Consider the following 12406-nt stretch of genomic DNA (forward strand, 5'->3'; position numbering starts at 1 on the left):
ATGTTCTCGTTTTAGTCAAATTCTAGTTGTACCTGCTGATGACCGATCAAATTACGTAAATCAATCAATAAGCGGTTGGTCGGTGTGATATGCCAATCAGTACCAAAACGTAATTTAGCAGAGGCATTTTTGCCTTGATAATAAAAATGTATTTTGACACTTCCTGAACGACAGGGCTCTAAAATGTCACGAAGTTTATCAAAAAATACTTTATTTACCTGTGTATGGCTGACTGAAATCGCAAGCGCCCGGACGTGTTTTTCACGGGCTTCACTGATGTCCATCAGTTCGTGGGCGGTCATTTTTAGTCCATTGTTAAAATCATCAAAACTGATCTGGCCTCTGGCAATTAGAATAAGGTCTTTTTGCAATAAATGCTGATATTTTTCGAATGCATCATTAAACAACATGATATCCAAATGTGCAGAACGATCATCAAGCTTACAGAGACCAATTCGCGCACCTCGTTTTGTGGTCATCACCTTTGCTGAGACCACAAATCCTGCCACAGTGACATTTTTACCCCTTGGAGTGGGGGAAAGATCCTGTAAGCGGCTTGACCCTACATAGTGACGAATTTCTTTTAAATACTGAGTAATAGGATGCCCCGTTAAGTAGAGCCCTAAGGTTTCACGTTCTCCATCCAGAACCGTTTGCTGTTGCCATGGCGGCACTTGTGCGTAGGATTGCTCTATTTTTTTTGGATCCTGGGTAAGCACACCAAACATGTCTGCTTGCCCAGTCAATTCGGCTTTAGCATGTTGTTCTGCGGCTTTGATTGCGTTCTGTAAGGCGTGCATTAATGCCGCTCTATGTGGGCCTAATCTATCCAGCGCCCCAGAGAAAATTAATTTTTCCAATATCCGGCGATTTAATTTTTTTTTGGCTGTCCGCGCGCAGAAATCAAACAAATCTTTAAACTCCCCTCCTTGGCGACGTGCTTCTAAGATACTTTCTATTGCCCCTTCTCCGACCCCTTTAATGGCGCCCATCCCGTAGACAATTTTCCCCTGAGCGTTCACATGAAAGTGATAAAATCCACTGTTGATGTCTGGCGGTAACATTGTAAGCCCCATGCGGGCGCATTCATCCACCAGCCCTACTATTTTATCGGTGTTATCCATATCTGCCGTCATCACGGCGGCCATAAATTCAGCCGGATAATGTGTTTTGAGCCACAGTGTTTGATATGACAATAAAGCATAAGCAGCAGAATGTGATTTGTTAAACCCATAGCCGGCAAATTTTTCAACCAAATCAAAAATTTTAATGGCCAACTGACCATCAATCCCTTTTTCTTTGGCCCCATTTTCAAAAATAGATCGCTGTTTTGCCATCTCAACAGGGTCTTTTTTGCCCATGGCACGCCTGAGTATATCCGCTTCCCCTAGAGAATAACCTGAAAGCACCTGAGCAATTTGCATGACTTGCTCTTGATATAAAATAATGCCGTACGTGGGTTCTAATACGGGCTGTAAGCAAGGATGTTGCCACTCAATATCAGGATAAGAAATGGTTTCACGCCCCTGTTTGCGATCAATAAAATTATCCACCATGCCCGATTGTAATGGGCCCGGACGAAATAAAGCGACCAGCGCGATGATGTCCTCAAAACAGTCAGGCTTTAAGCGTTTGATTAAATCCTTCATGCCTTTGGATTCAAGCTGAAAGATGGCGGTCGTTTCAGATCGCTGTAGCACCTCAAAGCTTTTCGGATCGTTGAGCGGAATCAAAGAGATATCAATAGGCTGTGCGCCTTGAGTGATGATGCGTTGATTGATCATCTCAACGGCTTTGTGGATCACGGTCAAAGTACGTAAACCGAGAAAATCGAACTTCACCAATCCCACATATTCGATGTCATTTTTATCAAATTGCGTCACCGGGTTTTGGCCTTGAGAATCGCAATATAAAGGGGCAAAATCAGTCATTTTTGTCGGTGCGATCACCACGCCTCCTGCGTGTTTACCCGCATTACGAGTGACCCCTTCCAGCTTACGCGCCATATCCAGCAAACTTCGAACTTCTTCATCGGCTTCATAGGCTTTCGTTAATTCAGGCTCTGCCACAAACGCTTTTTCTAATGTCATCCCGAGATCCAAGGGGATTAATTTTGCGATCCTGTCAACGAAACTGTACGGATGGCCGAGCACTCGCCCCACATCACGTATTACCGCTTTGGCAGCCATGGTACCGAAAGTGATGATCTGTGAAACGGATTCTCGCCCGTACATGTCCGCGACATGTTCTATCACCGCATCCCGTTTTTCCATGCAAAAATCCACATCAAAATCAGGCAAAGAAATACGTTCAGGATTTAAAAAACGTTCAAAAAGCAAATCGAATTCAAGGGGATCAATATCTGTGATTTGAAGCGCATAGGCCACTAAAGAGCCAGCTCCAGAGCCTCGACCTGGGCCAACGGGAATGTGATTGTCTTTCGCCCATTGAATAAATTCCATCACAATCAAAAAATAGCCAGGGAAGCCCATTTCATTGATCACTTGAAGTTCCAACGCTAAACGCTGATCGTAGGCCTCGCGTTTTTGTTTGCGTATTTCAGGATCAGAGAAAAGAAATTCCAGGCGTTTTCCCAGCCCTTCTTGAGATCGCGCGATCAAAAAATCCTCTGTGCTCATCTTTCCTGTCGGGTATTTTGGGAAAAAATATTCCCCTAAACGAAGATTCAGATTACAGCGTTTTGCGATTTCAACACTGTTTGTTAAAGCTTCGGGGATATCTGAAAACAGTTCACACATGTCTTGTTCAGAACGCATAAATTGTTGTGGGCTATAATTTTGCGGGCGTTTGGGATCAGCTAAAGTAAAACCCGCATTAATAGCCACTCGAATTTCATGTGCATCGAAATCAGAGGGATCCATAAAACGAACATGATTCGTAGCGACAACAGGTATGCCATGTTTTTCTGCAATGTTGATCGCAGAATGAAGATAAGATTCTTCGTCTGCGCGCCCGGTACGGGTCAGCTCAATATAATAGTTGTCAGGGAAATGTGTTTGATAAAAATGGAGGCATTGATCTATCTGACTTTGATTTTCTCTGAGAATGAATTGCCCGAGATCGCCCATTTTTGCTCCTGAAAGCAGAATGAGCCCTTCTTTGTGTTTGATAAGCCAATGGCGATCAATCACCGGCCCGAGAGAGCCATATCCTCGTTGATAGGCCGCAGATATTAACAGCGTGATATTGTGATAACCCTCTTGATTGCGAGCCAATAGGGTGAGACGAGCAAAATTATTCTCCAGGGCAGGGTTTTGAACATAAAAATCCGCACCAATAATAGGTTTAATGCCTACTTTATGGGCAGCCCCATAAAATTTAACCAAACCACAAAAATTACTAAAATCGGTGAGGGCGAGTGCAGGCATACCTAACGCTGCTGCTTTTTGCACCAAAGGCTTAATCTTGGTTAATCCATCTATCATGGAGTAATCGCTGTGCACACTCAAATGTATAAAACGAGGATCGGTCATCTCAACTTGATCTCAATAAAATTGAAAAGGTCTATTCAATACCTAAATATTTATGCATTTGTACGGATAAGCGCCAATTACGCTCAATACAGGTGTCAATACAAAGTTGAGTCGCTGATTTTTTTTGGCTGACCGGCTGTAAACTGATGATTCTTTTTTTACGATCTTTTAAATTGCCGATTAAAGCATCTAACGTCTCAATGTCACTCTTTCGAGCAACCACATGCTTTAATTCATCCGCTCTCTCCAAAGCCTGATGCTGTATTTTGAACCCTCCTCGCATATTGATTTTCGGGGAAACCGTCACCCAGCAAGAAGGGGTGCAGTGTACGAGATGAGTGCCACTGGTTTCAATTTGGCAAAAATAGCCTTCTTGTTCTAACAGTTGTGTTAAAGGCGTCAAATCATAGAGACAGGGTTCACCCCCTGTGATCACAACGTGAGAAGCTTGATATCCTTGTGCACGAATGACGGCCAATAGGTTCTGTTCGCCGCTATGACTCCAAAAATCATTCGCTGTTTTTTTTTGTAATATGGAGAATAAATCCACTTGCTGCTCGTTTTTTTTCTCCCAAGTGTGTTTAGTGTCGCACCAGCTACAACCCACAGGGCAACCTTGCAAACGAATAAAAATGGCGGGAGTGCCCATAAAATGGCCTTCTCCTTGTAACGTCTGAAATATTTCATTAATAGGGTAAAGCATGAATTTCTCTCGTCATCAGGACTTCCAAGATCATTTTACATCAGAGCTTTTGTCGGGTATGGCCAAATAATTTTCAGTATTGAATTCTGGAAAAGAACTTGTAATGAGGGGGACACTATCTTGATGATCATACTCAAACAGGAGAATCTTTGAAAGATCCGACGGTACTTAAAAAAACACCGTCGGATAAGCGTATTAAAAATATTTTCAGTAAGCGTTATTGATCACAGTTGGAATGACGTCAAAGTTTTTTTCATCAAGATGGTTTTTTAAATCACTGAGAAAATGAATCGCGTTTTCACCTTTTGATAATCTCTAGCAACATACGTAGGTATGCCTTCCATAAGGCGACGTATTGTTTTTTATAAAACCAAATGTTTGATTAAAAGTAGTTAAAGCATTACGGAAAGGCATTATTGCTGTCATTAATAGATATCAAACTTAATTTGATAGCACCTATCAGTGAATAGATCGTATTTTGAAAAAGCTTTCATCAATGAAATATATTTCATGAATGAGTTGATAAATTATAATGATTTGTTAAAAAGGGAGCTTAATCAATAAGGAGATTAAATAATGCCCTTAATTAACGCTCATCCAAAATGTAAATTAATGAAATGTTTTGCGGCTTTAGGGCCTTATTTACGTGAGAGTCAGTGTCAAAAAGATTATTTTTTTTTCGATTGTCTCGCTATCTGTGTCGATATCAAACTCGCCCCAGAAAAACGTCAATTTTGGGGATGGTGGTTGGAGCTTCGTCCTGAAGACAAATGTTTTATTTATACTTATCAATTTGGTTTATATACGCAAGACGAACAATGGATGGTTAAAAAGATTAAGGCCGCTGATATTCAGCAAAAACTTGAAACTACATTTATTGATTTTTATGAACGCCTCAATGAAATGCTGGCAAGCATCGACTGCGAATTAAGGCTTGAATCAAATATCAATGTTTTACCAAATATGACAAGACTTCTTGTGTCTCAATAAAACCTGTTGAGAAACCTGTTTGCCTATGAAGTTTTTTTAAAAAGCCTGTTTTTACCAGTCGGCATATTCGCCATCTTCGTGCTGCATGAGCATGAAGGTGACGATCTGTGTTCGTATTCACAGCCAGTAGTGAGTCGATTTTAAAGAACGCGCTTATTTATTATGTGAAAAACCAGAGGTAATAGGATAACGCCTGTCTTTGGAGAAATTTCGAGCGGTGATTCGTGGGCCCACAGGAGATTGACGTCTTTTATATTCGTTTCGATCCACTAATGAAATCACGTGCCGAACTACCTCTTCTTCAAATCCTTCTTCTATCAGAGATACGACGGATCGATCGCGCTCAACATAGCCTTCAAGAATCGCATCAAGTATGGCATAAGGCGGTAAGCTGTCCGTATCAAGCTGATTGGGTTTAAGCTCCGCAGAAGGAGGTCTTGAGATCACTTTTTTCGGAATCACCTCAGACAGGGTATTGCGGTATTTTGCTAAAGAAAATACCCAGGTTTTCGGGACGTCTTTCAGCACATTAAAGCCCCCTGCCATATCTCCATAAAGCGTCGAATAACCGACTGCCGTTTCACTTTTATTGCTGGTGGTGAGCACAAGGTCGCCGAGCTGATTGGATAAACCCATCAGCAACATACCCCTGCAACGGGCCTGTAAGTTTTCTTTCGTGATGTCTTTGAGATCTTCTTTAAGGAGTCCTTTGAGGCTTGATAAAAACGCCTCAAAAATCGGTTCGATAGACAATATTTCAAATGTGACGCCTAAATGTTTGGCTTGAGTTTGGGCATACATCACGCTGTCGCTTGGAGTATAACGTGACGGCATCATATAGGCCCGTACTTTGCTTTTCCCTAAGGCGTCTACAGCGATAGCCAATGTCAGTGCGGAGTCTATGCCCCCAGATAAACCCATCAAAACACCTTGAAAACCATTTTTTTGTACATAATCGCGCAGCGCCATCACCAATGCTTGATATTCTTCAGCAAAAGGCTCAGGCGGATTGACCTTTAGCGATTTTGTTTTGATCCGCGTCTCTGTCCATTCACATAAAAGAGTTTTTTCAGAAAAAGCGGGCAATTCAAGCACTGTTTCGCCTGTTTTATTCAATACTTGAGAACGCCCATCAAAAATCAGTTCGTCTTGCCCCCCCACCTGATTGAGATAGATCAATGGCAAATCAGTGCGAAGACAATGTTGTGAGAGCATATTTTGACGTCTTTGATATTTTTTTTGATCATAGGGTGAGGCATTAATAGATAACAATATTTCCGCCCCAGCCGCTTTAGCAGAATCCACAGGGCCTTCATGCCAAAGATCTTCACAAATCAGCAAGCCCAGACGGTAGCCTTTAAATGCCAGGATCTGAGTGGTTTTGCCTGAGCTGAAATAGCGTGCTTCATCAAATACACCGTGATTTGGAAGGCATTGTTTATAATAGCGCGCCAGGAGTTTCCCCTCGGAAAAAACAGACAACGCATTATACAGCCGATCTTTTTCTCGAAAAGGATGCCCTAACAAAAATGACACCTCGTGTGATGCTTTTTGCAAACGTAATAATTGAGTTTCACAGGAATGGTAAAAATCATCACGGAATAACCAATCTTCAGGGGGATAGCCTGACAAGGCGAGCTCGCTAAATAGCACTAAATCTGCTTGATTTTTTTGTTCTTGCAAGACATTTAATATGAGCTCCGTGTTGCCTTTGATGTCGCCCACGCAAAAATTCAGTTGTGCTAAAGCGATGGAAAGTGATCTACTCATATCAGTTGGATGGCTCTTTAAAATCGTTCGTGTTGAGTGGATAGCACGATCATGGTTTATAAAATTCGGGGCGCATGAGAATAAAGATAGTCAAGCGCCCTCATGATTTGACCCATTCTAAATAACAGTGGGGTTCTCCTTGTTTTGCTTCTCCTTTTTGGGTTACAAAAACTTCTGCGGCGGCGATCAGTGTTTCGTTGAAGTACAGCAAAGGGATCCGTTTTCTTTCCCATGGTGGGATCCCAAGTTCTTGCCATAATTTTTTGCTATGTCGTGATCTGTCTCGACCCAGTATTTTGATGTTTCCTGTTAATCCAAAACGAATGCTGATCACTTCATTTTTTTGGGGTGCTCGTATCACTTGACCTTCGCTTCTGTAAGGAGTGCATTTTAGTTCTCCTAAATGATCCGGTAATACGAGTTTGTTCTCGCTCTCAGGCGTGAAAGGCCATTTTATCGAAAAAAGCGCGGGGCATGGTTGAGATTTTTTGCTTGATTTGAATAGATAAAGATGCTCGCGGAATCGTCGAATCTGATATTCCCCGCATTGCAAATAAGGCTGAGCATCCGATTTTGCCAAAGCCACTTCTTTCCAGAGCCGCGCTAATTGATCTCGTGAAGGCATAGGAACCTTTTTACTATCTAACCAACGGCGCAATAAAGCGTTGCGTTTCACTTCAGAACAGGCAGCTAATCCCTGGATGGAAAGCGTTCCTTCCTGGGATTGTAATTGGCAAAGTTGTTCAGAAAGTAATTCGTCGAGTAATGTTTCCTGCTCTGCACACAGGGCCGCGCTTCGGGAGGTGGATTCAAGAAAATGAGGCCAACGCGCGGTTAATAAAGGCAAAATGTGCCGACGCAAAAAATTACGATCAAAGCGATCATTTTGATTGTCCTCGTCTTCCATCCATAAAATGCCTTTTTCCAGGGCGTAAAGTTGTAAACTGTGTCGAGAAAACGAAAGCTGGGGGCGTAATAACTGGCTTTGACCCAAAGGCATGGCGAGGGGCATCCCAGACAAACCAGCGGGGCCGCTGCCTCGTTTTAAGGCGAGCAGGACAGTCTCACACTGATCATTTTGATGATGTCCGGTCAACAAGACTTCATCTTTCTTTAATGCGTTCGAAAAAATCTGATAACGTACTGTTCTGGCAGCGGCTTCAATCCCTTTTCCTCTCGGCTCCACCTCCATTTTGACTACTTCCAGGGGCACCTTCCATTGCTCGCATTGACTCTGGCAATGAGTTAATCGCTGATCGGCATCTTTAGACCAGTTTTCTGGGCGATGGATTAATTTTTCGTGGGTATGAATGGCTCTGATATTCAATTTAAGATGATTTTGATCACGCAAACTCAGCAGGCCATGCAACAAGACGGTGGAATCGAGTCCGCCACTAAAAGCCACTAAAAATTTATGGTGTTTTCCAAGATTTTTGAGAAGGGTAGTTAAAGAAAAAGAAGCCATTTTTTTCATACATTTGAAAATCTGGTGCCATAATCTAGCACTTTTTGTACTCACTCCGGGCAAAAAATATATTGATGAAACCTGTGAGAATTCGTCTATTTAACCTCACAGGTGAAAGTATGATTATACACAGGCTTCTAAAAAAATGGGAAGAGACAGTGCTGCGATGACACTACGTTTGATCATCATCTGTAGACACGATAAAAGTTAAACCAGCAGATAAGAGAAGTTAACCGCCCTGGAGCCCCGCGCGCGACTATAGGCTATACGAAAGCAAAATAGAGGTTTTGGTGTCTATTTTTTTGGGAGCAGAGGCAGGGGGGGTTTTATTCCAATTGACGTTGTAAACCAGTTTTAATGATAATTGTTCGTTGATCGCCAATTGCAAACCCGTTTCGGAGGTGATCGTCGTATTCTCACCCGCCAGGATAGACAGAGCTTGAATGAATTGAGTCGTTTGTGTCATTTGCCATTGATAGCCTAAACCACCATAGAGCATCAAATTCTTTTTATTCCCTCCTGCAGAATATTGATCATAACGAACCGTAGGACCGACTTCTGCTCGCAACGTATGAATAGGGCCACTCAAAATCTGATGACCATAACCCAAGGTGAAAATTGAGCGACCTTTATACCCATTAAATCGATCACTTAACCAGCTCGCCTGACTAAATAAATAATGTTCAGGCGTTAAATTGTAACGAGCACGTGCCCCCAGCAGATAAGTTTCTGAGGAGCGTTGATCCTGAGAAGAATTATTGGCCGCGTTGCCCCAAAAGCTGTATGCCATAGACTGTTTGAACCAGGTCATATTGGCTGCCACTGAGAGAGAAGAACTTTTGGAATTACCCGTTTGAGCCAGGAAACCCGCTGAAGCGGTCGCTTCAAAAGGTTTTGTTGCGGTTGAAGGATCATCCATAGAGGTAAAAATGCCCTCCGCAAATGCGGTCTGAGACAAAAAAGAGCTTGTTGAAACAAGAAGCAGTTCAGAGAGTTTTTTAAATTTTTTCATTAATATACCCAATACGTTAGTGATGAATGAATAGTGAAATGTAAAAACATAAACAGCGACTGCTATTTGATTCTCGCCGGATTTTTTGAAAAATGTATGAATAAAATTTAAGTAACGGCGGCGTTTTATCAAAAATAATGATAGTCAAAAAATGATATCCTGCCATTTTTGATGATTTTTTTGCCGCTGTTTTGATATGAAGTCTATTTCCTTTCACTACAATGAACCCGATTTCAGTGACTTCGTTTCATGGTGTTTCGGGTCATGTGTTCAACGGTATGTTTGTCATCTGGTAAGAAGAAGGCATTAAGATTTATTTTGAGGTGGATTGACTTTCGTGGACGATGATTTTAGTCATCAGGAGGAATGATGGGGTGTGTCTGAGTGCGATGTTTGATTTTGCAGGGCTTATCCATCAGCCCATTAAACCTGTTTTAAAAACCGATCCATAAGCCACCGGGAGCCAGATTGCTCTGGCAACTTTGATGGCGTATCCTGTGTTTCAGATGACTTAGAAGTGCACACTATGTCTGCGGCCTGGTTTTTCATGATTCATGTCAGGATTTGCTTGATCATTGTTTTTAGAAACTGAATCTGAATTTTTAAAATTCTGATTTAGTTCAAGTGCATCTTGCACTTTTACCAAATCTTCTTTTAAAGAAGATTCAAATTTCTGGAAATTATCCAGAGCTTTTTTGAATGTGTTAAGAGAATTTTTGTTTGTTTCGCGTTTTGTAATCTTTTTACTAAGATCCGTTTGTTTAACTACATCATCTTCTTTTTGTTTTGATTTTTTGATTAACTTGTGAGCGCTTTTTTTAGAGATTCGTTTTTCTTTAGACTCTAATTTACGTATGACATCTTTTAACTTTTTAATTTCAGTTTCTACATTGTTTAGTTGTTTCTTTAAAAAAGATTTTTGAGCTTTACAACGTTCAGTGTCAATGTCTTTGTGAAGCAACTCTATTCCTAAATCGTTTTCATTTTTCAATTTTTTTGTCGTATTTAATTCAATTTCTTTTGCCTTAAGCTGAAGCTCTAAAGAACACGACTTTTGTTTTGCTCTATTGAGTTTTTCATTTACAGAATCGAAGGATGATTGTGCTGTCTTTAAGAACTTTTGCTTTGCATCTAAAGCGTATTTTTCAGATTTAATATCCTTTTCTATCTCTTGTATAGAATTTGATATTTCTTTCAAAGATTTCTTCAATGATTTTTTTTCTGATTTTAGTTCATATAAACTTGTAGAATTGAACATTTCCTCTATATCTTGAATTGTATCTGAGTTAGTTTCAAAGTTATTATCTTCTGCATCAAAATAATCCAAGTCTTTTATTTTCTGATCCAATTCAGAGATTTGCTTTTCTATTTCATCTTTTCTAAGATCGAGTGATTCTTTTTCATCTGTACGTTTTTTAATTTTAGTCTTCTTCTGCGATACATCATCTTTTGCTTCATTTAATGCAGAAGTTTCACTTTCTAGTTCTGTTGATAATTTAGATGTTTCTGCTAATGCCGATTCAAACTGTAATTTCAATTGTTTATGTGAATCAGCTAACTTATATAATACGTCTGTTGTTGTTGGATTTTTTATATGATTATTTTTTAAATTTGTAAAACTCTCCACTAGTTTTTTTTTATTTTCGTCTAGATTTGCTGAAAACCCATCAATTTTTTTTTCAAACTTTTCGGCTTTTTTTTGGAAATATGTCGTACTGACTGATTTAAATTTATTATGTATATTGCTTATTATACTCATGATATTTTTTCTCTTCTCTTCTTTAATTTGATTTAAACAACTCAACTGTCAACCTTTCAATCAAACTTATTCAATAATGAGTTAAAAGGTTATGGCAGGAATATAAAGAATTAAAAAAGAAAAAACTTTCAAAAAACGCTCATTTTAGAGAAGGGAGATAAAAAACACGTTTTATTCTCGGCGACTAAAAGAAGCCCACCGAGTGATCACCAAAACTTTGGGGGGATTCGTTGCTATTTTTTCTATTACTGTGGTTTTTTCTCCCTATCCTGTTTGCTTTGGGCAATCAGTTCGCTGATCCCCCCAATCGCGCCCATCAGATTACTGGCTTCTAAAGGCATCATAATCACCTTGCTGTTATTGGCGGCGCCGATATTTTGTAGTGCATCCGTATACTTTTGTGCGACAAAATAATTAATCGCCTGGATGTCTCCGGCAGCGATGGCTTCAGACACCATTTTAGTGGCCTGTGCTTCCGCTTCTGCCGCTCTTTCTCTCGCTTCTGCTTGTAAAAAAGCCGATTGCCGCTCCCCTTCTGCTTTCAAAATTTGGGATTGTTTTTCACCCTCTGCACGTAAAATCGCGGCCTGTCTTACCCCTTCAGCTTCAAGAATATCCGCCCGCTTGGTTCGTTCTGCTTTCATCTGGGCATTCATCGCGGAGACCAGTTCAGCAGGAGGACGCACATCCCGAATTTCAATACGCGTGATCTTGACACCCCAAGGATTCGTTGCCTCATCGACGATGTGCAATAAACTGCTGTTGATATTATCGCGTTGAGAAAGAATTTCATCGAGCTCCATAGAGCCCAGGACAGTACGAAAATTGGTCATGGTTAAATTCACGATCGCCAGTTCGAGGTTGCTCACTTCATACGCGGCTTTGACCGGATCCATCACTTGAATAAAGCACACGGCATCGATCGCCACATTCGCGTTATCCCTTGAAATGACTTCTTGCGAAGGGATATCAATCACCTGCTCCATCATATTAATTTTTCGGCCTATTTGATCCACAAAGGGAATGATGATATTCAAGCCAGGCATCAGCGTGCGGGTATAGCGCCCAAAACGTTCTACCGTCCATTGAAAGCCTTGGGGGACAATTTTGACCGAGGAGGAAACAATCACTAACGCAAGAACAATAAGAATGGGAATTAAAATCAACATAGGTATTTCCTGATGATAAATAAAAGATAAATTGGTAGGAGGAA

8 protein-coding genes are annotated in these 12406 nt (G+C 40.8%); 1 reads left to right on the forward strand and 7 read right to left on the reverse strand.

Going from position 1 to position 12406, the window contains the following annotated elements:
* Positions 1–11 precede the first annotated feature (11 nt).
* Both dnaE and queE read right to left on the reverse strand, forming a co-directional pair.
* Entirely contained in the window at positions 12–3494 is a 3483-nt protein-coding gene (dnaE, locus tag HDEF_RS01135) for a DNA polymerase III subunit alpha (RefSeq protein ID WP_012737942.1), read from the reverse strand.
* Between the two features lie 31 nt (positions 3495–3525).
* Positions 3526–4197, reverse strand: coding sequence for a 7-carboxy-7-deazaguanine synthase QueE (gene queE / locus HDEF_RS01140; protein ID WP_012737943.1), 672 nt, complete (start codon positions 4195–4197; stop codon positions 3526–3528).
* A 576-nt stretch (positions 4198–4773) separates the two neighbouring features.
* On the opposite strand from queE, the gene crl reads away from it, so the two are divergent.
* Positions 4774–5187, forward strand: coding sequence for a sigma factor-binding protein Crl (gene crl, locus HDEF_RS01145; protein WP_012737944.1), 414 nt, complete (start codon positions 4774–4776; stop codon positions 5185–5187).
* 153 nt (positions 5188–5340) lie between these two features.
* Here the strand turns inward: crl and HDEF_RS01150 are convergent, their stop codons facing one another.
* The 5 genes from HDEF_RS01150 to HDEF_RS01175 all read right to left on the reverse strand — a co-directional run bounded on the left by HDEF_RS01150 (position 5341) and on the right by HDEF_RS01175 (position 12362).
* Entirely contained in the window at positions 5341–6957 is a 1617-nt protein-coding gene (locus HDEF_RS01150; RefSeq protein WP_012737945.1) for an NAD+ synthase, read from the reverse strand.
* Between the two features lie 100 nt (positions 6958–7057).
* Positions 7058–8431, reverse strand: a complete 1374-nt coding sequence (gene tilS, locus HDEF_RS01155) for a tRNA lysidine(34) synthetase TilS (RefSeq protein WP_012737946.1) — start codon at positions 8429–8431, stop codon at positions 7058–7060.
* A gap of 247 nt (positions 8432–8678) precedes the next feature.
* A complete protein-coding gene (locus HDEF_RS01160) occupies positions 8679–9434 on the reverse strand; it encodes a DUF481 domain-containing protein (protein WP_012737947.1) in 756 nt (251 codons plus the stop codon).
* Between the two features lie 511 nt (positions 9435–9945).
* Entirely contained in the window at positions 9946–11193 is a 1248-nt protein-coding gene (locus tag HDEF_RS01170) for a coiled-coil domain-containing protein (RefSeq protein WP_044612230.1), read from the reverse strand.
* Positions 11194–11438: 245 nt separating this feature from the next.
* On the reverse strand, positions 11439–12362 hold the full coding sequence (locus HDEF_RS01175; protein ID WP_012737951.1) for an SPFH domain-containing protein: 924 nt from the start codon (positions 12360–12362) through the stop codon (positions 11439–11441).
* Positions 12363–12406 lie beyond the last annotated feature (44 nt).

The sequence above is a fragment of the Candidatus Hamiltonella defensa 5AT (Acyrthosiphon pisum) genome (assembly GCF_000021705.1).
GTDB classification, from domain to species: domain Bacteria; phylum Pseudomonadota; class Gammaproteobacteria; order Enterobacterales; family Enterobacteriaceae; genus Hamiltonella; species Hamiltonella defendens.